This window comes from Acetobacter persici, from assembly GCF_018256955.1.
GTDB classification, from domain to species: Bacteria; Pseudomonadota; Alphaproteobacteria; order Acetobacterales; family Acetobacteraceae; genus Acetobacter; species Acetobacter persici.
Window position 1 is genome coordinate 35024 of the sequence record NZ_JAERKU010000019.1, and the last position, 26253, is coordinate 61276.

The following is a 26253-nucleotide window of genomic DNA, read 5'->3' on the forward strand; positions in this document are numbered from 1 at the left end:
GGACTTGCATGTCGGATGACCGTTTTCACACCTACCGTCCTGAAGACGGGCATGGTCTTCTGCACGATCCGTTTAATGCCATCATCGCGCCACGGCCGATCGGGTGGATTGCGACGGTTGATACGGAGGGTGTACCCAATCTTGCCCCCTACAGTTTTTTCAATGCGTTCAACTATATCCCACCGATCATCGGGTTTTCCTCGATGGGCTGGAAAGATACGGTCCGCAATGCGCAGCAGACCGGAGAATTTGTCTGGAATCTGGTCACGCAGCCGTTGGTCGGGCGCATGAATCTGTCGTCCGCTGCATTCGACCGGCAGATTGATGAATTTGATGTGGCGCGACTGGCGAAAATTCCGTCCTGTCGTGTTCGGCCGCCACGGGTTGCTGCCAGTCCGGTGCAGTTTGAGTGCCGTGTGACGCAGATCGTCCAGCTTGAGGCGGCTTCCGGGGAGCGCCTGGAGAGCTGGCTTATGTTGGGGGAAGTGGTGACGGTCCATATCGATCGCTCTTTTGTAAGCGAGGGAATCTACGAAACCGCTGCGGCGCGCCCCGTTCTGAGAGCCGGCGGAGCAGGATGGTATTCAGAACTGGCCGAGGCTTCCATGTTTGACCTGCGTCGCCCGTCATCGTCCGACACCGCTCTGGACGAAGGTGCCGGCTTGCCGGTTCTGCCTTCTACGCCCTGAAAGAAGATTACCAGCCTTCGTCCCATTCTGCCCGGCTTCGGAAGTAATCCGAGAGGAAATCGGACAGGGCCCGTACCTTTGCGGCAAGATGCCGCGCGGGGGGGTAAAGGGCATGTATTCCCAGCGCTGGCGGCTCGAAGTTGTGCAGCAGGGGCGTCAGCTTACCTTCCCGTATTTTCGGGCCTGCAATGAAGCTGGGCAGATAGGCTATTCCCAGGCCCCGTTCAGCCGCTGTCAGGCAGGCTTCCCCGTTTGAGAAGGCGATGCGTCCGGTCACGGGAACCTGAATGTCCTGTCCTGATGACTCGTCGTGGAAAGACCAACAGTGGGGTGTGCGGAAATTGGTGTCGATGATGCATGTATGCTGCGACAGTTCTTCCGGACGCTGGGGTGCGCCATGGTCCGTGATGTAAAACGGGGCGGCGATAGTGACGATCCGGGCATCGCACAGCCTGCGGACAATCAGGCTGCTGTCGGACAGACGCCCGATACGGACGGCGACATCAAAGCCCTCCTCAACCAGGTCCGCCAGCCGGTCCGAAAAACTGACATCGAGGCTGATGGCGGGATATTGCTCCGCGAAGGCCAGCAACGCCGGCACCAGTTGGACAGCGCCGAACGACATCGGAGCCGTGATCCGCAGTCGGCCCGAGGGTGCGCCCGATGTCTGGCGGATGGATGCATCGAGCGCGTCGCGCTGCTCAAGCAAAATCCTGACACGCTCATAATAAACCTGGCCGATCTCGGTAGGGGAAAGGGCGCGGGTAGTCCGCTTGATCAGTTGCACGCCCAGATCGGACTCAAGGCGGGACAGCATCTTGGACGCCTGGCCGCTGCTGACCCCCATCCGCCCGGATGCCGCGACAAAGCTGCCTGTTTCCAGAACGGCAACGAACAGGCGGTCAAGGCTCAGACGATCCAAATCACAGGTCCTTAGGAGGCAGACGCACCCGGAAGCAGAAGGGACTGTATGAAGTCCTGTGCCCGCCTCACTCCCGAAGCCGTCAGAGTATGACCGACACCGGGCAGAATGTCACATGTAACGGTCATGCCGATCGTCGTCAGGGTCTGTGCTGCTCTTTGAGATTCCTGCACCGGCATGAGGGGGTCCGCATCGCCATGGATCAGCAGAATGCGTGTTCCCGTGGACGGAGCATAGAAGGGGGGCGAGGCAAGCCGCCCGGAAAAGGCGGCCACGCCAGCCACGGGCCAGCTGCCGGAGACCGCGGCATCCAGCGCCATGATCGATCCCTGGGAAAAGCCCACAAGCACCACCCGGTCCAGCCTGTTTTCAAAGCCGGCCTCCGAGATGCAGGACTGGAGCGTGTCGTCAAAAGCCTGCCGCGCAGCGACGATCCGTTCCGTCCGGTTGGCCTCCGTCACGCCCTTGATGCTGAACCATTGTCGCCCGTCTGGCGCAAGGTCGAACGTGAACGGCGCATCGGGAGCGGCAAGGGCGATCGTGGGCAGATCCGTCCCCCATTGTGCCAGTAACGGCGCAAAAGAGGCGCCCCGACTGCCGACCCCATGCAGGAAGATAACCAGGCCGGCACTCATGTCCCCGCCCCCGATGGGAGGGGTGTTGCAGGCATGTGTGCCGCCCATGTAAGGTCGGGCCCGAGGGGCACGATGCCATTGGGGTTCAGCGCCTTGATCGAATAATAGCCGCACTTGATATGGTCGAGGCTGACGGTTTCCGCAACCCCCCTGACCCCGAGCATCCGTTCCAGATAGCGGCTCAGGTTAGGGTAGTCCGCGACGCGGCGGCGATTGCACTTGAACAGCCCGTGATAGGCGGCATCGAAACGGACCAACGTCACGAACAGGCGGATGTCACTTTCGGTCAACTGGTCTCCGACCAGCCATGAGGTGCTTCCGGACAGACGTGCTTCCAACGTGTCCAGCATGCTGAAAACACCCTCGAAGGCTTCCTCATAAGCCTGCTGGGTTGTTGCAAACCCGGTGCGATAGACGCCATTGTTGAGCTGCACATACAGCCCGTCGTTCAGGGCATCGATTTCACCGCGCAGGGCTTCGGGATAGAGGTTGTGGTTCGAGGACGCCAGCGTACCAAACCCGGAATTGAACATCCGCACGATATCGGCGGACTCGTTGTTCACGATCGTTCGTCTTTCCCTGTCCCACAGGACCGGAACGGTGGCGCGACCCGTATAGTGCGGATCGGCGCGGGTATAGAGTTCATGCATCCACATCGCGCCATTGAGCGTATCGACGTCCGCTCCCGGATAATCGCCAAAGCGCCAGCCCTGATCGGTGAGGGCGGGTTCGACGACCGATACCGACACGATATCCTCCAGCCCTTTCAGGCTACGGGCAATGAGCGTGCGTGACGCCCACGGGCAGATCAGGGCGACGTAAAGATGATAGCGTCCTTTTGTGGCTGTAAAACCACCCTCTCCCGTGGGGCCGGGACTTCCGTCAGGGGTGATCCAGTCGCGGAAAGACGAGGTCTGGCGGACAAAGCCTCCTTTCGCGTCTTTGGCTTGAACCGGCTGCCAGTTCTCGACCCATTGTCCATCAACCAGCATCTGCAACTCCTGTTCCACAGTATCATGATGATCTTCCGGCGAAAGACCGACGTTTTCTTCCGCTACCGAGATTACTTGCTCCGCTACTGTTAATATGGCCGAACGCGAAAGATTAGATACCGTAGCAGCAAGGCATTCCTTCCCTGTAGGAAGTAGTGTTGCGATTGGACGCCTCCATGTAATGTGGCATTGCCACTCTGTCATGCGGCGAGACGGGGTAGGGGTTCGAAGGCGTGAAGTGAAGAGGCTCGACCGGCAGGGCGGTCAGGCGAAGCTTCCTACCGCAATGCTGCGGGCACGCCGGAGGACCAGTGCGCCCCTGCCATCACGAAGCGTTTCCAAGGCTGTCTGACCGGCAAGTTCGGGATGAGACTGCATCAGGAAGCGATGAATGGTCCATCCGCTGTCGCCCAGCGCATCGAAAAGTGCGTGCAGGACAGGGAAGGGCGGTCCCGTCGCGTCGATCTGCCAGGCCGGATAGCGCACTTCTCGTGGTGAGAGCCCTGGCAGAATGAGGACAGCATGGGCCTGTTCCAGATTACGCAGATCTGCGACAGTCAGGCCAAGACGGTGGGCAAAAACCTCGCCCGTCAGCATGTCCGGACCTGACAGCATGGTGGCTGTCAGGTGGCGACCCCGTTCTTCTGCTCGGGCGAAGGCTTCACTCCGTGTTCGTGGCCTGTCCGTCATGAATGCTGTCTTTTTTATCTTTCAGGGAGAGAGGAAAGCGATACCATCATGGAGCATGACGGGAGATCCACTGTATCACCTGTCTGGATTGTGTGTATGCGGTGCAGAGGACTCCAAAAAATGTGGGACATCGTCGTACAAATGGGATATACATAATATATATCCATGGGGGTATCCGATGCTGACCCGTACGACACTCTTTCTATCCAACCGCTCGCAGGCAGTGCGTCTGCCGAAGATGGTTGCCTTCGGGGAACAGGTCCGTGAGGTGGTCATCGTGTCCGAAGGCCCACGACGGATCATCTCCCCGGCCGATGCGGCGTGGGATGATTTCTTTGCTGCTCCCGGGGTGGATCTGGGGGAGCGGAACCAGCCAGCCATGCAGGAACGTGAGACGCTCTGAATGCTGCGTTACCTGCTGGATACGAACCTCTGTATCAGGGTATTGCGGGATCGGCCGCAGGGGCTGCGTCCGAGGTTCAACAGCTGTGCGGAAGAACTCTGCATCTCGGACGTGGTTCTGTATGAGTTGCTTTATGGCGCCGAACGCTCGTCCGATCCCGTACGCACAAGACGCGAGGTTGAGCACTTCGCGGCAAGGCTGGCAATCCTGCCATTCGACAGTGAAGCGGCTGCCCATACGGCGGACATTCGGGCTGTTCTTGAACGGAATGGCCGTATCATAGGTTCCTATGATCTCATGATTGCCGGGCATGCCCGGAGCAGAGGGCTGATTGTCGTGACGGGGAACCTTCGGGAATTCCAGCGGGTGGAAGGTCTTCGAACGGAGGACTGGCTGACTGGCACGGTCTGACCGGGAAAGGCGTGGCTAGACAGAATATTGATAAAAACGATTGTTTATCAATCGACTATGTCATGCAGCGAGCCTCTCTACGAACCCGCTAACAAGCAGCAGTTTTCTTTGGTTGTGTGCCCCCGCAACCAAAATCACCACTAAATTGTAGTCACTATACCCAACCCGCCTCCCTCAGGCGGGGTTTTTGCGTTGCGCTCAATCCCCCAGCAAATCCATAAAATCCATCACACTCTCTCAGAGCAGAAATGGCAGCTCAAATTCTCATCTAAAATAGAATGGAAATGAATAAGGGAAAATGTGAATATATTCCATAAAGAAAAGCAGGGAGCGAAAAACCCTGCTGTTTTTAAGGCTCAAAAATTGTGCAAAAGACTGAGGCGGTAATTGCGATCTGCTGAGAGTATTATTGTATGAACGGTAGCGGTGTCGGTGTTCTCGATAAATATATGGAACTGCAGAAGCAGCTTGCGCGAGTTTCGAAAGGCCTGACAGCGCAGGAGCTCGCCCGTTTGACGAGTATGGATCGTGGAACGGTTCATCGGTTGCTCAAAGCAATGATCTATTGGGGGCAGGTGGAAGCAGAGCACGGCATATACCGTCTGGGGGGAGGGTGCTTACTGCCCGCCAGTGCGTATCTGACGCGCCTGCCTTTGCGCCGTGTTGCACTTCCCTACACAATTGATTTGCAGAACGTCATTGCGGACCGCCCCGCCATTGTATCTGTCGCCTTGCCCGTGGGGGATCAGATTGTCCTGATCGAACGCATGTGGACGGCGGCAACACCTTTTAATGTTGTGGCCGATCTGGATGATAAATTCGCCATGGATCGTTGCACAAGTGGACGTGCTATTCTGGCGACCTACCCTGAGGAACGGGCGCTGGAGATACTGGGAGAAGAACGGTATGAAAATATATCGCCCAGAATACAGGAAATTATGGAGGCTGGCGGCTATTCCTTCGGGCGGAGTGAGCAGCGCGAGGGCTTGTCGTCCATGGGTTACCCCATTCGCCTCGGGCAAGAGGCTGCTGTTGGGGCGCTGGTGATAGCCGGACTGGAGATGGATGCTGTGTTGCAGGTCTCATCTCCTCTGGCGCAACATCTCCAGCGTGCCTGTAAGGGGATTTCAGAACAGCTTTTTGGCTGAGCACGCGCTGGCAGTTAGGCTTCTAAAAGTTTAAGCAGTTTAGCCTGTTGCACCTTGCCGTAATGAGAACGTGGCAGGTGGGAGACAAAAAGGATTTGTTTGGGCACTTTGTGCCGGGACAGGCGCTGTTTGCAGTGCAGGATCAGGTCTGCTTCTTGGATGTAGGCATCGGCGTGCAGGACAATTGCCGCGCAGACGCGTTCTCCCCATTCTGGATCAGCCGCACCAAAAGCATGTGCCTCAGCAACACTGCTGTGGGAGAGCAGACATTCCACAACTTCCGAGGGCTGGACGGACATCCCGCCAGATCGAATAATGTCTTTTCTACGACCAACAATTTTAAGAAGGTGCGTGTCGTCCATCACGCCCAGATCTCCTGTCGCCAGCCAGCCATCCTGTAATACGGAGGCCGTTTTTTCTGGTTGCTTCCAGTATCCCGCCATCAGGTGCGGGCCACAAATTTCCACCTCCCCCGCGTTAAGAGGGGGGATGGTGGCGGACAGACGAACCTGCACCTGCCGGAGTGGGAAGCCTACTGCTCCAATAGAGTTTCCGGCGGCATGCAGGGCAGTCAGTTCCGGGGCAGGCAGGTAAAAGCTCCAGGGCGCTTCGGTCATGCCGTAAAGAATGCTTAGCCGCGGGCCAAGCAGAGACATGGCTTTCTCAAGCAGTTCTGAGGGCAGCGAGGCCGCACCCACGTCGAGCGAGCGGAAAAAAGGAAGCGTTTTCCGGCTTTCAGGAACGTCGCCATGTTCCGCAATATGCTGCACGAGACGGGCAATCTGTGTCGGGACAAGCGAACTATAGGCGGCTTTGGTCGTCTCAAGGAGAGAGAGAAAGGTTGCAGGGTTAAACCGCCCTCCCAGCACTACACTCCCCCCGTGGCACAGATGCGCCAGCACGGAGACTGAGGCAATAGGCCACAAAGGCCGGACGTTTAACAGCGCATCCCCCACGTCTGTCGGGCGCGCCAGTCCGATATTGTTCACAATGGCATTCAGGCTGCCCTGCGTGTGCATAACCGCTTTTGGGTGGCCTGTTGTGCCCCCCGTATAATTGAGAGATGCCAGTGTGGATAGAGCAGTTTCGGATACGGTGAGCGCTGTCGGCGCGTCTGATATTGGCCAGCTTGTGGGAAGAGAAACACAGGTGGCCCCTGCTGCCTGCTCTGCCAGTTCCGCATGCGTAGGGTCATGAAGCAGAATGGCAATATCGGCATCGCTAATCTGATTCCGTAATTCCTCAACGGAAAGAGAAGGGTCAAACGGCACGCGCACATAACCGCAAACCATGCTGCCGTAATCGGCAATCAGATAGGGAATGCTGGCATCAGCCAGAATCCCAACCCGTGCGCCGGGTGTTACGCCCTGTGCAGCCAGAAATGCCCCAAAACCCTGTAAAGCAGTCTGCATATCTCCGAAAGAAAGCGTCTGGCCTGTAGCAGGTTCATGGAGTGCCACCGTATCAGGCCATCGGGCTGCGGCATTCAAAAAAAGATTTTGCACGCTCATGCTTTTACCACCCGCTTAAAATAATGCGGCCGTTCACCTGCCTTGCTTCCAGAAGTGCATGGGCCTGCGCCGCCTGCGTAAAGGGCATGACGCGGTCAATCTGCGGCCGAACAAGGCCAGTGGAAATCATGGCGAGAGACTGGCTGACTTCATCCAGCGTGGCGCTGCCAGACCCCTGCACACGGAGCCTGCGCCCGATCAGCAGGCCGGGGGAGACTTCGACAGGTGCCGGAGCGATATTGCCCAGCACCACAATGCGTCCGCCCATGCCAGTTGCCCGCAGGGTTTGGGGGAGGGTGAGGCCCAGATTCTCCATGGCAACATCCACACCGCGTTTACCGGTCTGGTTCCACACCGCAGCACTGTAGTTTCCATCCGGTGCCACTATGACTGAGGATGCCCCAAGTTCTTCCAGTCTGCTGGCTTTTGCAGGGTCCCCTGTCACGGCAATAACCTCCGCCCCCAGCGCACGGGCAATCTGGATCTGATGCACGCCCAGCCCTCCGCTGGCGCCATTAACCAGAACAGTCTCGCCCGCAGTCAGTCCGGCCTGTGAGACAAGTGCCCGCATGGCGGTGCCAATAGGGCAGGATGCAAGGGCGGCCTGCTGAAACGTGACATTATCCGGGATGCGGATGGCGGAGACGGCGGGCAGGCGAATATACTGGGCATAAGCGCCTTCCGTATCCACGGCGGGGAGAGAGACAGCGCGGCACAGGTCTTGCCGCCCTCTCAGACAGTCCCGGCATTGTCCGCAAAAGCGGCGTTGATAGCCGGTTATGCGGTCCCCGACGCGCAGCGTGGTTACGGCGGCACCCGTTTCCACAACGCGGCCCGCCACCTCGTGACCGAGGATAACCCCCTTAGGGGCTCCTGCCAGTTTGCCTGCTCTGTGCAGCAGGTCATGGTGGCACACCCCTGCGGCTTCAACCTGCACAAGCACATCATGCGCACCAGCCTCAGGTGTGGGGACGTCTTCCAGCCTGAGCTGAGAGGGACCGCCAAAGTCCGAAAGGATAATTGCTTTCATTGTTACAGCCCTGATATTTGTTCATATAACGAACATAAAGAACACAATATAAACTTTTTATATTCCACATCGAAAAATGTTGCTATGGCTAATTTAACGAATCGGAATCATGCTTAATTCGGGATAAACCATGATAGATAGTGCTATTCAGTCCGGTGTTCTCACCATCACTCTCAACCGTCCTGACCGGTTGAACGCGCTGGACAGCCACGACAAAACAGCACTGGGGCGTATCTGGCATGAGGCACTGCATAATTCCGCAGTCAGAGCCGTGGTTTTGCATGGTGCGGGAGAAAAGGCGTTCTGTGCAGGGTCAGACCTTAAGGAAATTTCTGCAACGCAGCAGGTGGCGACAACAGATGTGCTGGCCTCCTGTATTCCCGGTGTTGCGGAAGACTTTACCAAACCCGTTGTTGCGGCCCTGCACGGTCATGTCATCGGGTTAGGGATAAGCATCGCCATGTATTGTGATTTTCGGATTGCAGCACCCGGAACCCGTTTTCGTTTTCCTGAGGTCGAGCATGACATGCTCTCCGGCTTCAGCGCGATAGAGTTGCCCTCGCTGATCGGAGAGGCCGCAGCGCTGGATATTATGCTGACGGGCCGGAGCTTTGATGCGGAAGACGCGCAGCGCATGGGACTGGTGTCTTCCCTGGCACAGGATCCGCTGGCAGAGGCCACGGCTCTCGCCACACGTCTGGCAGGTTTGCCGACATCCGCTATGGCATGGAGCAAGCGGCTGCTGCTGGCTGAGCGGCGTGCGCGGCTGGACAGGCATTATGCGCTGGTTGATCAGGCCAGACTGGAAGTCGGTCGATATGAGCAATGAGGATCTGATTCCTGCCGGGTCGGCAGAGGGTGCTGTTTTCCGGCGTGTGGCGTGGCGTCTTATGCCGTTCCTGTTCATCTGCCTTGTTTTCAACTGGCTGGATCGTGTGGCTGTCAGCTTTGCGCATCTTCAGTTCGGTGCGGATCTGCATATCAGCGACACAGCTTTTGGTCTGTCTGTTGGCCTTTTTTCAGCCGGTTATCTGTTGTGCGAAATTCCGAGTAATCTGGTCATGGAGCGGTGGGGGGCACGCAGAACCCTCGCCCGGATCATGATTATTTGGGGACTGGTGACTGTTGGTATGGCATTCGTGCAGGGGCCGTACTCCCTGTATGCCACGCGCACTTTGCTGGGGATGGCGGAAGCCGGGTTTTTCCCCGGTGTTATCCTCTATCTGACGTACTGGTTCCCCAGCGCTTACCGCGCCCGCATCACGTCACGCTTTATCATGGCGATTGCTGTGTGCGGGATCGTCGGGGGGCCGAGTGCAACCTGGATCATGACCCATCTGGCCGGACTCTGGGGCTGGCACGGGTGGCAATGGCTGTTTCTGCTCGGGGGGCTCCCGCCGGTTGTTGCAGGATTTCTGGCCTTTGGCTGGCTGGCTGATAAGCCTGATAACGCACGCTGGTTGAAGAAGAATGAGAAAATAATCATTCAGCAGGCCATGGTACGCGAACCGTCCGCAACCATCCGCCCCGTCCGGGCCTCTCTTGTCAGTGCGTTTTCCAACCGTACAGTCTGGCTACTGTCTCTGAGCTACTGCCTGACTATTACGTGCACGGGGAATGTCGTCAATTTCTGGGTGCCGTCGCTCCTGCGTGCCGCAGGGGTGCAGAACCTGCAACAGCTTGGTCTTTTAAGTGCCTTGCCGCATGCGGTGGGTATTGGGGCCATGCTACTGGCCTGCCGGCATTCAGACCAGCATCAGGAGCGGCGCTGGCATTTCGCGCTGGGCGGAGCGCTGGCTATGGCAGGCATGCTGGCTCTGCCGTGGATAGCGCACGGAACGACAGAAACCCTCTTTTTTCTGACTGTTATGGTTGCAGGCTATCTGATTGCAACAGCAATTTTCTGGAGTATTCCCGCAGGCCTGTTGCCTGCGCAGGACCGGGCCATTGGTTTTGCCCTGATCAATTGCTGCGGCCAGATCAGCAGCATGCTTGTGCCGGTTTTAATTGGTTTTCTCAAAACGCGGCTGGGTGGGTTTGAGGTCGCTTTGAGTCTTGTCAGCCTCTTTGTCGGGCTTGGCGTGATCGTCATGCTTGCCATGACCGCCCGTACGGCGCGCCTTCCGGTCTCTCAGCCTTATTCGGTAATGGATTCACAGTCATGACAGATTATGTTCATCTCGCCCGTACGCTTGCGCCCGTGATTGCTGAAGAGGCTTCGCAGCGGGACGCAGAACGGATTTTACCGTTTGATATTTTTGAAAAAATTGCCTGTTCAGGACTTGGTGCGGCACGGGTGCAAAAAGAGCTTGGGGGTGGAGACGTTACTCAGGGTGCGGTTGCTGAGATCTTTATAGCGCTTGGTAAAGCAGACCCCAATGTAGCACAGGCTCTGTTCCCGCATTTTATCAATATTGAACAATTACGGCTTATGGCGGGGCCAGACGCGCAGGTCCGTTATCTGGGGCAGATTGGCCGCGGCCGCATCAGTTCTGGCGCGGTGGCGGAACGCACCGGCAGTTTCAGAGGGGAAATTCATACCCATCTCGCGCATGTTGATGGCAAGACAGTCTTGCGAGGATGTAAATTTTACAGCACAGGCTGTCTTTTTGCGGATCTGATCAAGGTACAGGCACTCGATGAGGCAGGGAAGCCGCTCTACGTCATGTTGCCAAAAGATGCGCAGGGCCTTGTCTTAAAGGACGACTGGGATGGCATGGGCCAGCGTACCACAGCCAGCGGTACGACGGAGTTTCACGATATTGCCCTCTCAGCAGAGCAGATTATTCCAACAGGCCACTGGTCGGGCAGGCGGAATTACGTTGGGGCCTCGGCGCAGCTGATCCATTGCGCTATTGATGTGGGGATTGGGCTGGCTGTACTGGATGATGCCATTTACTGGGCCAGAAACCATACACGCCCCCTGCGTGAAAGTGGTGTCAGCAAAGCGACTGATGATCCTTACATTCTTTACGCGGTAGGAGAAATTGCAGCGCGTGTAAGAGCAGCCGAAGCACTGGTCCGGCGTGCCGCCGGATATGTGGAGCAGGCGGCCCGTGCGCAACTGGAAGACGTCAGCCGTGGTCATGCCACAACGGAAGAAACGGAAAATCTTCTGGTGCAGTCGTCAATTGCGGTTGCAGAAGCAAAAATAGCATCCACGGAAAGCGCCCTGTACGTCTCGCAGAAACTGTATGACGTCGGGGGTGCCGCCACAACACAGAAGCCGTTTAATTTTGACCGGCACTGGCGTAACGCCCGCACACATACAACGCATGATAGCGTGGCTTACAAATACAAGGCTATTGGCAATTTTCTTCTTAACGAAGAGCCGCCGCCGATTACCTTTACTTACTGAATCAGCCGAGAGGCATTTTTTTATCTAAATATAACTATTAAAAACAGTTGTATGAAAAAGGGATCGTTCACTATGGTTGTTAAGGTCGCGAGTGGAAGAAAAGCACTTCCAATTGTTGTTGTTATGGCGGCCCTTCCGGCAACGGCGTATGCAGGCACGGTGGAGGAAGGCAAACCGCGGGAGCGTCAGGGAACCCATACAGTCTCTTCCCATCAACCTGCGACAAAAACCCGCGCGACAGCAGCAAAACCATTTCATAAAAAAGAGGTTTTACAGGCTTCCCCGGAAACAATTTCGGTGGTGGGCAGGCAGGAAAACCCGGTGCTTTCCGGCACAACCCGCAGGCACAGTACCGTCAATGTCCAGGTGATCAGCGCGCAGGACATTGTCAAAACAGGTCAGAGCAACGCTATGGCTGCACTGGAACAGCTTATGCCTTCAGTCAGTTCTCCCTCATTCAGTGGCGTGGGCTCCAACCGCTTTATTCGCACCATGCAGTTGCGTAACCTCTCGGCCGATCAGACTCTGGTGCTGGTCAATGGAAAACGGCGGCACCTGACAGCAAATTTCAACGCGAACGCTGGCCCTAATTCCGGAACGGAGCCCGCCGATTTGTCCCTGATTCCCCTGAGTGCTATCGACCATATTGAAGTGATAACGGAAGGGGCTTCTGCCCTGTATGGTCAGGATGCCATCGCCGGTGCCGTCAATATTGTGCTCAAGCATAATACAAGCGGAGGATCGCTCAATTTTGTAGACAGCGGCTACTATGCGGGAGATGGTGTGGGCGTAAACGGGTATGGGGATTATGCCATAAAGCTTGGCAAGCGTGGGGGCTTTCTGGATATTGCGGCACAGGTATCCAACCAGCTCCCCACTAATCGTTCCGGGCTTTATACAGGTAGCATGTATTTCCCTCTCGCCGACGGGAGTGTGGACCCACGTCAGAAAAAGGCAGGGCGGGACTATAACCGGCTGGAAGGGCTGGGGCACACAACCATGGAGACGCTTTCCCTCAATGGAGCTTTACCCATAACGGACAGTATTCGTGGTTATCTTACCGGAACGTATGGACACAGGACGGTTGAAAATCAGGTCACGTATCGCAATCAGGCCAACAACAACACGGTGCGTGCCCTCTACCCTGATGGCTTTATTCCGCTGATGGGAATGACGGAAAATGACTTTCAGATTAACGGCGGTGTGCAGGGTACAACCGCAGGGTTTGACTGGGATGGGTACGTAACGTTCGGTCGGGATGATGAAAGTTATACAACGCTCAATTCCAATAACCCGACATTTGGTCTGGCCAGCAAACGTAATTTTTACGATGGGTCCGATATTTCCACCCAGTTTGTGGCGGGGTTCAAGGCCTCCAGAAACTTCACACCGTCCTTTCTGTCTCGGCCGGTCATGCTGGAGTTTGGCGGGGAATACCGGCACGATACGTTCCAGTTGACGGCGGGGGATTATCAATCCTGGGCGAATGGTGGCGTCAAGGTGCTGGATGGGCCAAATGCCGGGGCTACGGCAACGCCGGGAGCCTCAGGCCATATTGGTGCATCCCCTGATACGGCCAGTAACACTGCGCGGGATACGTTTGACGGGCATGTTAATCTCTCTTTCCATATTCTGCCAAAATGGGAGTGGACACTGGGTGGGCATGTGGTCAGCTATTCTAATCTGACGACGACGGAAACAGGCTCCGTTGGCACCCGTTATGATTTTAACAAACGCTGGGCTATTCGCGCTAATTTTAATACCGGCTATCGACCGCCGACACTTGGTCAAGAAAATTATTATTATACCTCAACCTTTCCGACCTATACCTTTGCACAGCTACCGACTACGAGCGCTGCGGCCAGCGCGTTAGGGGGTGGCCCGTTAAAAGGCGAGTATTCGCGCAGCTACAGTATCGGGATTGACGCGCATCCGGTCGATAATTTCACACTCACAGCCAACCTTTACCGCATCGCTATCAATGACCGCATGGCCAATTCCACCCAGTTTGGGGGGACTGCGGTGGAAAGTATGCTGAACAGTCTTGGGCTGAATGGTATCCGGTACGTTCAGTACTATACGAACCCCGTCAATACCGTGACCAATGGCGGGGATGTGAATGCTGCCTATAACCTGAATCTGCATGATTACGGGCAGTGGATTTTTTCCATTGGTGCCAATTTCTCGGATACTGAAATCAGCCATTACAATGCCACGCCATCCCAGCTTCTCGCGTTTAACCAGCCGTATTTTGATGGGTATGCCCAGAACACATTACTCCACTCCTCCCCTAAAAACCGGGAAACTCTTGGGATTACATGGGCAAAAAATAAATGGATGGTGTCCTTTCAGGAGCAGCGCTACGGCCAGTTGACCTATATTGCTAACCCAAGTCTTGCAACGAAGGACTGGACGGTTGTCAAACCGGCATTTATTACCAATCTTACAGTGAGTTATGATGTTACGCCGCGCTGGTCCGTCAGCGTGGGGGCGCAAAACCTGTTCAACAAATATCCTAATCAGGTGTCCAAAGCCGGGCAGGCCTCGTCTAGTGGCGCCTTTAAATATCCATACTATTCGGCGTATGGCTTCATGGGCGGATACTATTTTGCTAAAATAAGCTACCGTTTGTGAGTGTTTTCCTCTTTAGAATAAAGGAAGAGAAACGGGCTTATTGATTTTTGTTTCAGATAAAGGGAGGGCGGCAGAGTTTATCTGGCTGCCTTCCGGAGTTCAGAAAACCTGGTCTCTTTATCGCATTCAAAATATTTGATTTTTTTTAGAACATTTTCAAGAGTTCTACTTTGCGCCGTAAAGATTTCTTTTCATGCTTCTCGCACGATGCATTCAGGGTAATTATATATTGTTTTGAAATGGCAGTATAAACCGCTATTTTATTAGGTTTTTCTGGAATAAATTAAGAATATTAGACTCTTTTTAGGATTGGATATTATATTAATGGGTATGAGAGTGTGTAAGAATCCATTGTATAAAACTGTCAACATGACGATTTTTTTTGGGATCAGTTGCTATAAAATATCCTCTTTGGCTTTTAATGCTCTTGTTACTTAAAGATACAATTTGACCGGTTTTTATCAGATCATCAATCAAAGGCCTCCACCCCAGAGCGATACCCTGATTTTGCAACACAGCCTGAAGCAGGAGTGGATAATTTCCGAAAAACAATCCATTTTTCTGGAATGATTTTAACGGGAGGCTACTATCAATCGCGCCAAACCAGTCTGCCCATGTAAACCACTGATGGTCCGGTCCGCTTAAATGTAAAAGCTTTGCCGAGAGAAGATCTTGCGGTTCATGAAATAGTCCCGCTGTTTTGAAATACAGGGCACTGCAGATAGGCACAATCTCTTCCTGAAACAGGCAGATTGAAGAAACGCCGTGTGCATGCGGGTCCTCCCCAAAAAGAATGGAAATATCATGTGGGGTATTCCTGTGGTCTATTTTGGCGTCTCGCCTGGCTTGTGTTGTCAAAAGACTGACGTCAAATTCAGGATATTTCTCTTCAAAATCAGACAAACGGGGCAGAAGCCAGTTCGCTGCGAACCCATAATCTGTGAGGATTGTCAGCATTTTTCTGGAATGACTGTCGTGTATGCTCTCCATGGTACTATAGAGCTGTGCCAGCACGTCACTTGTGGTCGCATGGAGCATCTGGCCGTGTCTGGTAGCCAGCACCCCTCTGTGCCGACGCTCAAACAAAACCACTCCTAAAAGTTTTTCAAGCTGAGCAACCTGCTGGCTTACGGCCGGTTGGGTCATGCCGAGCTCAAGCGCTGCTGTGCTGAAGCTGCCACAGCGGCCAACAGCCTCAATCAGGCGGAGTGAGCGTAACAGATAGTCAGCTTGATTCGGTGTCATAAGTCATGCTTATACAACACATACAAACGTGGATAGATCAAAAATAACGAATAACATGGCTTATTTTATATAATAAAACGACAAAAAATAGTTAAATTAGCAATGGAAAGTGATGCAGTGACAAAAGATGCTCCGTTGAACTTCTTGGTTGTCGTGGCGGACCAGCTGACGGCTCTTGCGTTGCCAGCCTTTCTGGGGGGGCCGTGACCCCTCCCCGGCAAAAGTGCCCGCTCTGCGCAGTCTGGCAGAACGTGGCGTAGTTTTTAAGAATGCCTACACGGTCAGCCCGCTCTGCGGGCCGTCTCGGGGCGCCTTCATGACGGGCCTGATGCCCTCTCAAAGCGGGATTATGGATAACGGGAGCGAATGGCATTCAGACATTCCCACATTCGGCCACAGGCTGCGCGATGCCGGGTATCAGACCATTCTTGCCGGGAAGATGCACTTTGTCGGAGCGGACCAGCTACATGGTTTTGAGGAGCGCCTGACCACAGATATTTATCCTTCGGATTTCACCTGGGTGCCGGACTGGCAGAACAAGGAGGACCGGCCGGACTGGTATCATTCGATGGATTCCGTGCTGAATGCAGGCCCGGTTCTGCGCAGTAATCAGATTGATTTTGATGAAGAAGTTGCTTTTGCGTCCCGCCGCAAGCTGTTTGATCTGGCCCGACAGCGTGATGATAAACGGCCGTTTTGTATGGTTGTGTCCTTCACGCACCCCCATGATCCTTTCAATATTACTCCGGAATGGTGGGACCTCTATGCAGAGAGTGACATTCCTCTCCCGCGTGTGCCGGATGCCGTAGAAAATCATCCTTCTGCTGACCGTATCCGGGCGGCATGCGGGATTGATGCCCAGCGTCCATCCAAGTCTGACGTGCTGCGTGCCCGGCGGGCTTATTACGGCGCTCTGTCCTACGTTGATCATCAGCTTGGGCAGCTTGTTGAGGTTTTGCGTCAGACCGGACTGGACAAGACCACAGCTATCATTTTCACAAGTGACCACGGTGAAATGCTCGGTGAGCATGGGCAATGGTATAAAATGTCCTTTCGGGAAGGGGCGGCCCGTATCCCGCTTCTCATGGCTTTTCCGGGTGGTGCGTCACAGAAGGTGGCTCAGGCTGTGTGCCTTGCGGATGTGGGGGAAACCCTCTGCGGGCTGGCTGGCGCACCCTCTGCGCCACAGGTTACCGGCCGTGATCTGACGCCTCTGCTTAAAGGGGAGACTGTCTGGACGGACGAAGTTTATGGCGAATATCTGGGTGAAGGGACATTCGCGCCAACTGTCATGATCCGGCGGGGCAAATGGAAATTCCTCTATACGCCGGATGATCCTGATCAGCTTTATAATCTGGAAGACGACCCGGATGAAAAGCGGAACCTCGCGTCTCTTCCTCTTTATCAGGCCGATGTAAAGGCTTTCCAGACCGAAGTTCTTCAGAAATGGAATTTTGAACTGCTCCGCCAGAAAGTTGTGCTGAGCCAGCAAAGGCGGGCGCTCGTAAAGCGGGCTCTGGCGACGGGCCGCTGTACGGCATGGGATTATCAGCCTCCCGCCAATGCGCACCGCGCCTATATCCGTCATCATAAACCTCTGGAGCAGCTTGAAGCCGAAGCGCGGCTGCTACCACAGGATGTTGGGTCACTGTGATATGCTCTTCCATAACTTTCCCTACCGCGCGTCTCTCACTTTTGTTGTCTCTCTGGGGGCCACATGCGCGGCATACGCAGCCGAGACAGAGCCCCATACCGTTTCAGCCGCCCCAAAAAGCGTAGTGCAGAAGCCGGCCAGTCAGAAAAGCCATGCAGCTGTGTCCACGCCACAATCTAAACCCTCAGCTCTTGAGGAAATTACGGTGCGGTCAAACAAGCGTGCTCAGCAGGTGAACACAACACCCGCATCCGTTGTGGCACTCTCCGGCAAGACCCTTCAGACCACAGGTGTGCGGGATGCTTTGTCTCTGGCGCGCGATATTCCCGGCCTTATGGCAGAAAGCACGTCAGGCTCAACTAACCCGCGCTACCGCCTGCGCGGGATTGGTACAAATGATTTTTCAGCAAACATGACAACCGCGGTTGGTGTGTCTGAAGATGACGTGTTTCTGGATAGCGGCGCATCGCAGGGCACACCAATTTACGACCTTGACCATGTGGAAGTATTTCGCGGCCCGCAGGGCACCTTACAGGGCAAAAATACAACGGCGGGGATGGTGTCTTATTACACCAAGAAACCGACAAACACTCTTGATGGTTATGTGCGCGGCACGGCTGGTAATTACGGCTTGTGGGGAGAAGAAGGCGCCATTGGCGGCCCCATTATAAAAGATAAACTGATGGCGCGCTTTGCCATTGTGAACCGGCGTATGGATGGCCAGTATTATAATGGCAGCCATAAAAACCCGACAGGCGGATATCAGTATTATGATATGCGCGGACAGATTCTTGCAAAACCAACTGATAATTTCTCTATTCTGATCAAGGCCCATCTTGGGCGGAACAGGACGGAAGTTCCCATTGATCATGTAGGGCTTCTGGAGGGCGGGACGGATGCTCAGGGATATGCCCAGACATCGCACAGGGATATTCAGAATAACGGGCGCACGGATGCAACAACAAGACGGGCCGGGCTTTCTGCCTCGGCACGTTATGATTTTGCAGGTGGCTGGAGCCTGAGCAATATTTTTGCTCTGGAGTGGAATCATTTCAATGTCTTCTCGGATGATGATGCCAGCCCGGCCGCTGTGGATTATCAGGAAAATATTGGCGGCGTGGCGCGGGTTCTGAGTAACGAAATTCGGGTTGCGTCTCCGCAGAACAGGAAAACCCGCTATATTGGAGGTGTTTATTATCTGCGGAACATGACGCAGTCTTTCAGCCAGCAGCCGCTTTATAGTCCGATTGATTTCGGGGTGAACGGCAACGCATCCAGCTTTAATATCAATACGCAGGATGCTGCGGTTTTCTCGGCTTTGTCTTTTGATCTCACACGCCGCCTGACCCTTGATATTGGCGGCCGTTTTACGTCTGAAACCCGGAGCGCGAACGGCGAGGCATGGGCTTACACTACGCAAAGCTCCAACCCGTATGATACGAGCAGCCGGGCTCTGACCTACATCAATACCAGTACGGGCACATTTATTGATCCTGCTACAGGGGAGAGTCTGAGCGGACCGCCGCTGAAGAAAACCTTTAACCGGGACAGTGAAGATGCAAGCCTGAAATATCGTTTTTCACACGGGATTACGGGTTATCTGCGCTATGCACGCGGTTTCCGGACCGGCAATTACAATACCTATGTGGCAACGGCGTCCGATTTCAGCCTGTATAACCCGGAAGTGCTGACTGATTATGAAGGTGGGGTAAAAGCCCGGTTATGGCGCGGCAAGGCGCAGCTTAACCTCTCGGGTTTCCATTATGATTATAACAATATGCAGGTTACAATTCTGCAAAACACCGGTACGCATACAACCAATGCGGCCCGTGCTGTCTCCAACGGATTTGAATTTGAAGGACAGGTGCGGCCTACGGATAATCTGTTTGGGTCTTTTGGTGTTTCCTATCAGGATGCGCATTATACAAGCTTCCGGAATGCGAGCGCGCCGACACCCTTTAATGGAGGGAACCCGGTTGATCTGTCCGGTCAGCCGCTGGAACGTGCGCCACACGTCACGACCAACTTTCTGCTGAGCTATAAAATCCCCGTATCATTTGGAGATTTTACACTCCAGACAGACTGGCGTTACACCAGCCGGTATCGTTTTCAGGCATGGTCTGATGTACACCCTGCCACACCGGCTGCATTTCTATCGTCACCGCAGACGCAGGCGCTGGTGAGAAATGCCTTTTCCCAAAAGCCTGTTATTACTGGCAATGTCAGGATTGCCTGGCATTCCGTTGATGAAAAGACGGAAGTTGCGGTCTGGCTGCATAATATTACAAACCAGATGACCTATACAAATGCGTTTGGTGAGTTCTTCAACCGGAATATCAGCCGATATCCCGGTGACTTACGGTCCTTCGGCTTTGAAGTCATGCGGTCTCTTTAAGCATGTTACAGCAAACACGCACACTTGGCGTTATGACCCTCGTGGCAATCAGCGCGGCGGACTGTGCCGCGCATAGTATGAATTCTCTGGGTCCGTTTGCCGTTGGGGAACTGATAAAAAATGGGCAGATGACTGCCGCGCAGGCTGGCGTGTGGAGCAGTGTAGAAATGCTTTCTTATGCTGCGGCCATGACGGGCATAGCCTCCGCTGTTCATCGTATCAGGTTGCGTTCTCTGGCGCTTGTTGCCGCGATCTGCGTTGTTTTTGCACAGGCGACGTCTGCCTATGTACATGGTTTCTGGGGATTGCTGGGGCTCCGTGTGCTGTCCGGATTGGGGCTTGGCGCACTGAATGCGGTTGTCAATGTGGGCGCCAGCCGACTGGGGCAACCCATTTTTGTGCTCTCTTTTGTGATGGTCGTTCAGACGATTGTTTTTTCTGCGTCCAGCCTTTTTCTGCCCTCTATCGGAAAGATAGCCGGGCAAAAGGGTGTTTTCCTTGTTCTGGCATGTATTGTGCTCGCACTGGCCCCCTTGATGCGGCTGCTGCCCGATACCGTTAATCAGCCCGAAGGCATAGTGCGCACGGGGCAGCCCGCATCCGGGCCTGCCGTTGCCGCATTACTGGCTGTGTTGTGCTACACGGGCGGCAGTCTCGCGGTCTGGCCCTTTACAGAGCGTATTGCCGCCTCAGTAGGGCTGACCACGGCATCATTTGGCACATTATCAGCATTTTCAAATATACTCGGTTTGTGCGTCTGTCTTGCGAGTGTGCGGCTTAGCCGGAATACGGCAAGTATGCGCCTGCTGATTCCCGCACTTCTACTGACGGGTGTGATCTGCTTTTTTCAGGCATGGCCGCCATCGTGGCTGGTTTTTAAAGCAGCATTTTCTTTAAACTATGCTTTGTGGTTTTTTATCTACCCTGCTCTGGTTGGCTTAACCTGTCTGGTTGACCCTTCAGGAAAGCTGGCGTCTCGTTCCGGAGGCGCGTGGATGCTTTCTCAGGCAACGACAACAGTGATGGCTGGTGTCGCCGGTAATAGCGGCCAGTATCTGGGGATTGGGTTTCTCAGTTTCGTGCTGTGTCTTCTGTCAGCTTGCTGCGTGTTTCTGGTCAAACCTCACCAGATTATGGCGCGGTAGCCGTTAGAGGGCCTCAGTGGTTTCATCGTGAGGCGACTTCCTGCGTCTGCTGCGTCACATCATACTGGAACAGGCAGGACGTGGCATCTGAAAGTGCAAACAGTGCGGCCTGTGTGTTGTGTGCGGGCACCAGTGCGCCTCCGAGCAGCAGCACAAGCACGCCTGCCGTCAGGCCAGACCAGAGTGTTTTTCTGCGCATAAGTTCGGTCTCCACGGCTGAATGAGCTTTCCTCGAAAGGGGGCCAGATGCCCAAAATTCTATTCCACTAAAATATATTGAATTATGTTTTTTACAACGAGAAAAATATGTGCTTATTTTATTTCAGATTTAACAGTGTGGTTTTGGGGTGCGCTTATGACAATCCAGCTAGGCCAGACCGCTCCTGATTTTGTGCAGGACAGCACGCAGGGGCCAATCCAGTTTCATTCATGGCTCGGGGAGGGGTGGGGCATCCTGTTCAGCCATCCGAAGGACTTCACTCCTGTCTGCACGACTGAACTGGGGGCCGTCGCGCAGCTTGCGCCTGAATGGGCGAAGCGGAACACCAAAGTGCTCGGCCTTTCGGTGGACGACCTGAAAGACCATGCCTCATGGGAGGCGGATATTGCTGAAACTCAGGGCAGCAAAGTTAATTTTCCCATTCTGGCAGATACCGACAAAAAGGTTTCCACCCTTTACGGGATGATCCATCCGGATGCTGACCCGAAGGTGACGGTGCGAAGTGTCTTTATTATCGACCCCAGTAAAAAAGTCAGACTGACGCTGACATATCCGCCCTCAGCAGGCCGCAACTTCAACGAAATTCTGCGGGTGCTTGATAGCCTCCAGTTAACGGACAAACAGAAAGTGACCACCCCGGCCAACTGGCAGGCCGGGGATGATGTGATCATTGCGCCATCTGTCAGTGATGAGCAGGCAAAAACCCTGTTCCCGCAGGGCTGGAAGACGCTCAAGCCTTACCTACGTCTGGTGAAGCTTTCCTGAAATCAACCGAACGTCCTGATCAGACAAGGAATGTGTGATGCGACAGAGTGTGAATAAACGGACAATGGACGCAAAAAACATTGGAAGCGTAATGTCTGCTCTTAAAAGAAAACCTGTGTCGCGTCTGTCATTCTCAGGACAAAGCAGGCTCCCGCAGAAAGCAGCGTCCCTGCATCAGCAAGTGGACATACAAGGCAGCGCGTCAGAGGATATCGTCCGGCGTCTTTCTGCGTCTCTGGCGGGGTTTGAAGTCCTCATTGTGCCGGGTCTGGATGGATCTGCCCGCCACCACTGGCAGTCCAGCTGGCAGAGGCTGTTTCGGGCCAATGGTGTTGCGGTGCGGCGCGTCACGCAGGCCAACTGGTCAAAACCTGATTATGAGAACTGGGTGACGGCGCTGGTTGCGGCAGTCAAAAAAAGCAAAAAGCCTGTTTTGCTCGTCGGGCATAGTCTGGGCTGCCTTCTGATTACGCATGCGATCAAAAAAGGACTGCTGCCGGAGACTGTCGCCGGTGCCTTGCTGGTCGCGCCTGCGGATGTAGAGAATGGGCCTGAGCTGGAGCGGTACCGGGTGGCGGCGTTCAGCCCTGTCCCGTTGTCCCCGTTGCCATTTCCGTCCGTAGTGGTCGGGAGCCGGAATGACCCGTGGCTGAGTGTCACATCGGCTCGAAAATTTGCACGGCACTGGAGCGCCTCTTTTGTCGATGCTGGCCGCAAAGGGCATATCGGCAACCAAAGTGACCTTGGGGACTGGCTGGATGGCCTGTTATTTCTGGACCGCCTGACGCAAACAGTCCTGCTTGAGAAAACGGGACTGTCACGCCACCAGAAAAGAGTCTTGCAGTAATCTGAAGGGATGCGCAGGTTTTGTTCTGCTCTTTCTGGGCAGCTTCCATTTCAAATAGACGCTCTTCAGAAAATATCAGTCCTTCAGGCAGCAGAGCAGACTCATTTATGTGGGTCTGCTCAGTGCGCCTCAGGTTTTGAGAGCCTCTACTCAGAAATCCATTCCGGCCTGAAGGAAGGCATATCGGCCAATGGCGTTCTGCGAATACATCGCCAGATCAGTATTGATCACGCCATCTGGTATGAAGGGCGGCTTTTTATCGAGAAGATTGTTGACGCCTGCGGTAAAGTTCCAGTCTTTCAGTCTATAGCCCAGCGTCACATCATGCGTAAAAATGCCGGGCACGTTCCATGACCCTGCGGAGGAATGGGTGAGGTCAACAGAGCCGTTGTTCAGCCGCATGCCGCTGGTATAGTTCATCATGTAAGTCAGGCTGAACGCTTTATGCGTCCATGTGGCCGTTGCGTAATCTGTAATACGGGGGTGGCCCACGCCTGCGCCCGCATACGCACCGCCACCGGTAAAGTAAAGGCGGCCCGTACCGTTTCTGAAGGAAGATCCGGCATAAGGCTGCACATTATAGCCAACCAGCCCTTGCAGATTGTTGCTGAGGGTCAGAACATCCGTGCGGGTCAGGCGCACGCGGTAAGCAAGGTCAAAATCAATGCCGTTCGTGGTCATCTGGCCAAGGTTTTGCGTTGTGGCATTCACCATGGTGATCTGCCCGTTACTGTCACGCGGAGAAATATTGGCACAGTAACCGGGGGATGCCCCGGTGTAACACTGGTCCACAATATACTGGGTCCCAACGGAGCCAATGGTATTTTTAAGCGTGGTATGCCAGTACTCCACCGAGAGCGAGAGCCCCGGAGTCCAGCGCGGGGTAATGACCGTGCCAAACGTATAAGTCCGGCCGACTTCCGGGCCGAGTTTGGGGTTTCCGCCCTGCAGGCTGGGGAGCTGATTGGAATAGGCCTGCGTGACCTTGCCGGGCACGGCGCCGGCCTTCATGCAGTTGGCAACAACAGTTGCCGCCGCTGCGCCATAGTAGTTCGGGCGTGTGCAGGGATCGATGGCCGCAGGAAAACCGACGGCCTGACCACCATACAGAGAATACACGCTGGGCTGCCGGAACGATGTTCCCAGCGTTGCCCGGAAGCGGATATCCTTAATAGGAGCCCAGTTAATGCTGACTTTCCAGTTTTCCGTATCGCCAAACGTGTTGTAGCGCGACCAGCGGCCCTGACCATCAATTGTCAGATCTTTCGCGAAGGCGACGTTATGCAGCAGGGGCACTTTGCCTTCCAGATAGACTTCAGTCGCGTTAAAGCCGCCGCCCGTGCTGGAGGTGTAGGATCCCGCGACGTTGCCTGCCTGCACCTCCGGGTCTGCATGGTAGGAAAGCTGTTCACTATGGTGTTCCATCCCCAGCGCTATCCCGATGGGGCCGCCGCCTTTGTAAGGAAGTTTCACAACATCGTTGTTGTTGATACGGAGGTTGAAGTCCCGCAACTGATAGGTGGAATGATCAATTTCCGTATGTCTGGCGTAATCAACAGCAGATTTTGGCCATGTCTGGAAAGGATTAAACAAAGTGCATCCCGCCTGAGATGTGCAGACGGACGGATCATACGCAATGGAAGATCCGTTTTGTGAAACACCCAGTTCCTGCAAAATGTTGGCGTAATTGACCAGCCCTTGTGTCCGCAGGGTGTTCTGCGTCATGCCGTAAGACATGGAGGCATCATACTGCCAGTTGCCAACAATCGTCCCGTTGCCTCCGGCAATGACCTGATACGAATCATTTGCGGAATCATAAGACCGTGGACCAAATTCTACAGTTCTTTTATAAAGTCCGACATCCTGCCCCCAGACATTATAGGGGTTCCCGGCCGGCAGAACAAAAGCCGCTGGCAGAGAATTAACGCCGACACTCCCGGTCAGGGGCTGGGCAGAAAGCTGCGCCTGAGAGGATTTGTGCGTATACCGTACGTTGGCATAGAGATTGAGATGTTTGTTGATCTCATAATGCGCGTCACCCGTCAGAGTGCTGCTTTGTATATACTGGGATAACGTCCCTTCCGGCCCGTAATTATAGCGATCAGACGCGGTGAGAGGGGAAAAGCCACCATTCCCGTCGGGCTTGAGCTGCTTGCCGCCGACAAGTGCCGTGGTGGTGGGCGTAATGCCAGACCCGTAAACGACCGAACCGCCCGGTGCAGGGTTGTTGATCTGGGGGTTATAAGCCCAGTCGCGGTCCCGCTGCATAACCGGCCCCTGGCTCAGATACTGGCCGCCAATGGTAATATTGCCGCGGTCGTGATCAAAGTTGAAGCCTTTGATGCCGGAGATCATACCCGTCCGCTGGTCCCCATACTGGGTGATGCCGCCTTTGACGGTAATATTGCCGGTGGTCAGATTGTGCTTGAGCTTGATGTTGATCACGCCGGATACAGCATCTGCACCATACAGTTCTGAGCCACCATCCTTCAGGATTTCCACGCTCTGAACCATGGAAACCGGGATCATGTTCAGATCCACGCAGGATGAGCCTGAGCCGCCGTTCTGCACCTGTCGTTTACCGTCAACCAGAACCAGAACGCGGGAGGCCCCAAGGTTGCGGATATCCGGGCAGGCAATACCGCCCCCGCCATTGGTGGTGCTGTTATAGCTTCCGCCACTGCCCATGGAGGGCAGGCGCTGGAGATAGTCGGACAGTGTGGTTGCGGATGTCCGCTGAATATCCTTGGCCGTGATAATCTGCACCGGGTTGGCGTTGGAATTGTTGGAAGAACGGAGCATGGAGCCCGTCACAACCACATTTTCAGGAGATGTGCTGCGCGCTTCCTGCTGGTCTGCAACGTGCAGCAGAGTTTTCTTCTCGCTCTTTCGGGCGGAGACTGTGCTGTATTTGACAGACGTTTTTTTAGGAAGCTGCGCGTCCTCTGCGTACGCCACGCCACTCTGTAACGGTGAAACCACCGCGAACAGACTAAGGCTGGAGGCTGAGTAAAGCAGAAAATGTCTCAGGGTTTTGTAGCGCATGGTCGGAACATCTCCTGAGTAAGGAAAGGGACGGGCGTGATGAAACAGAGTATTCATCCGGGCTGTTCATAGCATCATCGCAACAAACGGCAGGGTGCAATTCCATATTGTTCTATGCCGTATAACTTCGGGTTATGATGAGGATGTGTTTTTATATACTTAGGTATTAATATAGATTGCAGAATAAAAATGAGTTCGAAGGAAAGTTATTTTTTCTGTAAAAGCCATTGAATATTTGTGTGAGAAAGAAATCGGCAGTTATCTGTTGTCACTGCTTTGACGATAAACCTGTATCCACAGGGCTTTGAATGAGGCTGAAATCCTGAAAAAACCTCTCACAGAATAAAGAGTGGAAACGAGATTCTGTTTCAGAATATTTGAAAAAAGATCAGAAAATAAAAAGATTTATGGAGAAAATATTGATCCATAACAGAAAGTGGAGGGTTCGAAAAACCCCCTGGTTTTGAGTTCTTCTGTATGCTTCCATTCCTCCGGTTCTAATTGAGGGAATGGC

General features: G+C 54.4%; 22 protein-coding genes. 13 read left to right on the forward strand and 9 right to left on the reverse strand.

The genetic code is table 11. The features are described from left to right. Positions 1–8: 8 nt before the first annotated feature. Positions 9–689, forward strand: coding sequence for a flavin reductase family protein (locus JK199_RS14740; protein WP_212377313.1), 681 nt, complete (start codon positions 9–11; stop codon positions 687–689). 7 nt (positions 690–696) lie between these two features. Here the strand turns inward: JK199_RS14740 and JK199_RS14745 are convergent, their stop codons facing one another. From JK199_RS14745 to JK199_RS14760, 4 genes are all read right to left on the reverse strand, one after another. Further along, complete coding sequence (locus tag JK199_RS14745) at positions 697–1611, reverse strand: LysR family transcriptional regulator (protein WP_212377316.1); 915 nt, start codon at positions 1609–1611, stop codon at positions 697–699. A gap of 11 nt (positions 1612–1622) precedes the next feature. Further along, positions 1623–2246 carry an alpha/beta hydrolase gene (locus tag JK199_RS14750; protein WP_212377318.1) on the reverse strand — a complete coding sequence of 208 codons (624 nt, stop codon included), beginning with the start codon at positions 2244–2246 and terminating at the stop codon, positions 1623–1625. Further along, on the reverse strand, positions 2243–3238 hold the full coding sequence (locus JK199_RS14755) for a glutathione S-transferase family protein (protein WP_342356342.1): 996 nt from the start codon (positions 3236–3238) through the stop codon (positions 2243–2245). The genes JK199_RS14750 and JK199_RS14755 overlap by 4 nt, the downstream gene beginning before the upstream one ends. 264 nt (positions 3239–3502) lie before the next feature. Next, a complete protein-coding gene (locus JK199_RS14760) occupies positions 3503–3928 on the reverse strand; it encodes a hypothetical protein (protein ID WP_212377321.1) in 426 nt (141 codons plus the stop codon). Between the two features lie 178 nt (positions 3929–4106). Here JK199_RS14760 and vapB point away from each other — a divergent pair, with 178 nt between their 5' ends. From vapB to JK199_RS14775, 3 genes are all read left to right on the forward strand, one after another. Further along, positions 4107–4331 carry a type II toxin-antitoxin system VapB family antitoxin gene (gene vapB, locus JK199_RS14765; protein ID WP_212377323.1) on the forward strand — a complete coding sequence of 75 codons (225 nt, stop codon included), beginning with the start codon at positions 4107–4109 and terminating at the stop codon, positions 4329–4331. Continuing rightward, the gene (gene vapC / locus JK199_RS14770; RefSeq protein WP_212377326.1) at positions 4332–4742 is read left to right on the forward strand and encodes a type II toxin-antitoxin system tRNA(fMet)-specific endonuclease VapC; all 411 of its coding nucleotides are present in this window, start codon (positions 4332–4334) and stop codon (positions 4740–4742) included. It begins immediately after the preceding gene. A gap of 449 nt (positions 4743–5191) precedes the next feature. Next, complete coding sequence (locus JK199_RS14775) at positions 5192–5890, forward strand: IclR family transcriptional regulator (RefSeq protein ID WP_244985205.1); 699 nt, start codon at positions 5192–5194, stop codon at positions 5888–5890. Positions 5891–5904: 14 nt separating this feature from the next. Here the strand turns inward: JK199_RS14775 and JK199_RS14780 are convergent, their stop codons facing one another. Beyond that, entirely contained in the window at positions 5905–7401 is a 1497-nt protein-coding gene (locus JK199_RS14780; RefSeq protein ID WP_212377332.1) for a class I adenylate-forming enzyme family protein, read from the reverse strand. Between the two features lie 4 nt (positions 7402–7405). Continuing rightward, positions 7406–8431, reverse strand: coding sequence for an alcohol dehydrogenase catalytic domain-containing protein (locus JK199_RS14785; RefSeq protein WP_212377334.1), 1026 nt, complete (start codon positions 8429–8431; stop codon positions 7406–7408). A 130-nt stretch (positions 8432–8561) separates the two neighbouring features. On the opposite strand from JK199_RS14785, the gene JK199_RS14790 reads away from it, so the two are divergent. The 4 genes from JK199_RS14790 (at position 8562) to JK199_RS14805 (ending at position 14423) form a co-directional block, all read left to right on the forward strand. Next, positions 8562–9260, forward strand: coding sequence for an enoyl-CoA hydratase/isomerase family protein (locus JK199_RS14790; protein WP_212377337.1), 699 nt, complete (start codon positions 8562–8564; stop codon positions 9258–9260). Then, positions 9250–10596 (forward strand): MFS transporter, encoded by a 1347-nt coding sequence (locus tag JK199_RS14795; RefSeq protein ID WP_212377340.1) that lies wholly within the window; start codon positions 9250–9252, stop codon positions 10594–10596. The genes JK199_RS14790 and JK199_RS14795 overlap by 11 nt, the downstream gene beginning before the upstream one ends. Further along, positions 10593–11789, forward strand: a complete 1197-nt coding sequence (locus JK199_RS14800) for an acyl-CoA dehydrogenase family protein (RefSeq protein WP_212377343.1) — start codon at positions 10593–10595, stop codon at positions 11787–11789. Before JK199_RS14795 ends, JK199_RS14800 begins: the two co-directional genes overlap by 4 nt. Before the next feature lie 72 nt (positions 11790–11861). Further along, positions 11862–14423 carry a TonB-dependent receptor plug domain-containing protein gene (locus JK199_RS14805; RefSeq protein ID WP_244985200.1) on the forward strand — a complete coding sequence of 854 codons (2562 nt, stop codon included), beginning with the start codon at positions 11862–11864 and terminating at the stop codon, positions 14421–14423. Between the two features lie 321 nt (positions 14424–14744). On the opposite strand, the gene JK199_RS14810 is transcribed toward JK199_RS14805, so the two are convergent. Further along, positions 14745–15668 (reverse strand): LysR family transcriptional regulator, encoded by a 924-nt coding sequence (locus JK199_RS14810; RefSeq protein WP_212377348.1) that lies wholly within the window; start codon positions 15666–15668, stop codon positions 14745–14747. Between the two features lie 223 nt (positions 15669–15891). Between JK199_RS14810 and betC the strand changes: the two genes are divergently transcribed. From betC to JK199_RS14825, 3 genes are all read left to right on the forward strand, one after another. Then, on the forward strand, positions 15892–17322 hold the full coding sequence (gene betC, locus JK199_RS14815; RefSeq protein ID WP_342356344.1) for a choline-sulfatase: 1431 nt from the start codon (positions 15892–15894) through the stop codon (positions 17320–17322). Positions 17323–17482: 160 nt separating this feature from the next. After that, positions 17483–19717, forward strand: a complete 2235-nt coding sequence (locus tag JK199_RS14820) for a TonB-dependent receptor (RefSeq protein ID WP_342356343.1) — start codon at positions 17483–17485, stop codon at positions 19715–19717. Positions 19718–19719: 2 nt separating this feature from the next. Continuing rightward, on the forward strand, positions 19720–20862 hold the full coding sequence (locus JK199_RS14825; protein ID WP_212377351.1) for an MFS transporter: 1143 nt from the start codon (positions 19720–19722) through the stop codon (positions 20860–20862). A gap of 22 nt (positions 20863–20884) precedes the next feature. On the opposite strand, the gene JK199_RS14830 is transcribed toward JK199_RS14825, so the two are convergent. Further along, positions 20885–21061, reverse strand: coding sequence for a hypothetical protein (locus JK199_RS14830; protein WP_212377354.1), 177 nt, complete (start codon positions 21059–21061; stop codon positions 20885–20887). A gap of 156 nt (positions 21062–21217) precedes the next feature. On the opposite strand from JK199_RS14830, the gene JK199_RS14835 reads away from it, so the two are divergent. Together JK199_RS14835 and JK199_RS14840 are read left to right on the forward strand one after the other, a co-directional pair. After that, positions 21218–21847 (forward strand): peroxiredoxin, encoded by a 630-nt coding sequence (locus JK199_RS14835; RefSeq protein ID WP_212377357.1) that lies wholly within the window; start codon positions 21218–21220, stop codon positions 21845–21847. Positions 21848–21962: 115 nt separating this feature from the next. Continuing rightward, positions 21963–22694: an RBBP9/YdeN family alpha/beta hydrolase gene (locus JK199_RS14840; protein ID WP_212377360.1), complete on the forward strand. Its 732-nt coding sequence runs from the start codon at positions 21963–21965 to the stop codon at positions 22692–22694. A gap of 150 nt (positions 22695–22844) precedes the next feature. On the opposite strand, the gene JK199_RS14845 is transcribed toward JK199_RS14840, so the two are convergent. Further along, positions 22845–25739, reverse strand: coding sequence for a TonB-dependent receptor plug domain-containing protein (locus JK199_RS14845; protein WP_244985203.1), 2895 nt, complete (start codon positions 25737–25739; stop codon positions 22845–22847). Positions 25740–26253 lie beyond the last annotated feature (514 nt).

Bases quoted from the DNA above. Each gene is read 5' to 3' on its own strand.
- JK199_RS14740 (WP_212377313.1), top strand. From the start codon at position 9: ATGTCGGATGACCGTTTTCACACCTACCGTCCTGAAGACGGGCATGGT.
- JK199_RS14750 (WP_212377318.1), bottom strand. From the start codon at position 2,246: ATGAGTGCCGGCCTGGTTATCTTCCTGCATGGGGTCGGCAGTCGGGGC.
- JK199_RS14755 (WP_342356342.1), bottom strand. From the start codon at position 3,238: ATGCTGGTTGATGGACAATGGGTCGAGAACTGGCAGCCGGTTCAAGCC.
- JK199_RS14760 (WP_212377321.1), bottom strand. From the start codon at position 3,928: ATGACGGACAGGCCACGAACACGGAGTGAAGCCTTCGCCCGAGCAGAA.
- vapB (WP_212377323.1), top strand. From the start codon at position 4,107: ATGCTGACCCGTACGACACTCTTTCTATCCAACCGCTCGCAGGCAGTG.
- vapC (WP_212377326.1), top strand. From the start codon at position 4,332: ATGCTGCGTTACCTGCTGGATACGAACCTCTGTATCAGGGTATTGCGG.
- JK199_RS14775 (WP_244985205.1), top strand. From the start codon at position 5,192: ATGGAACTGCAGAAGCAGCTTGCGCGAGTTTCGAAAGGCCTGACAGCG.
- JK199_RS14780 (WP_212377332.1), bottom strand. From the start codon at position 7,401: ATGAGCGTGCAAAATCTTTTTTTGAATGCCGCAGCCCGATGGCCTGAT.
- JK199_RS14785 (WP_212377334.1), bottom strand. From the start codon at position 8,431: ATGAAAGCAATTATCCTTTCGGACTTTGGCGGTCCCTCTCAGCTCAGG.
- JK199_RS14790 (WP_212377337.1), top strand. From the start codon at position 8,562: ATGATAGATAGTGCTATTCAGTCCGGTGTTCTCACCATCACTCTCAAC.
- JK199_RS14795 (WP_212377340.1), top strand. From the start codon at position 9,250: ATGAGCAATGAGGATCTGATTCCTGCCGGGTCGGCAGAGGGTGCTGTT.
- JK199_RS14800 (WP_212377343.1), top strand. From the start codon at position 10,593: ATGACAGATTATGTTCATCTCGCCCGTACGCTTGCGCCCGTGATTGCT.
- JK199_RS14805 (WP_244985200.1), top strand. From the start codon at position 11,862: ATGGTTGTTAAGGTCGCGAGTGGAAGAAAAGCACTTCCAATTGTTGTT.
- JK199_RS14810 (WP_212377348.1), bottom strand. From the start codon at position 15,668: ATGACACCGAATCAAGCTGACTATCTGTTACGCTCACTCCGCCTGATT.
- JK199_RS14825 (WP_212377351.1), top strand. From the start codon at position 19,720: ATGTTACAGCAAACACGCACACTTGGCGTTATGACCCTCGTGGCAATC.
- JK199_RS14830 (WP_212377354.1), bottom strand. From the start codon at position 21,061: ATGCGCAGAAAAACACTCTGGTCTGGCCTGACGGCAGGCGTGCTTGTG.
- JK199_RS14835 (WP_212377357.1), top strand. From the start codon at position 21,218: ATGACAATCCAGCTAGGCCAGACCGCTCCTGATTTTGTGCAGGACAGC.
- JK199_RS14845 (WP_244985203.1), bottom strand. From the start codon at position 25,739: ATGCGCTACAAAACCCTGAGACATTTTCTGCTTTACTCAGCCTCCAGC.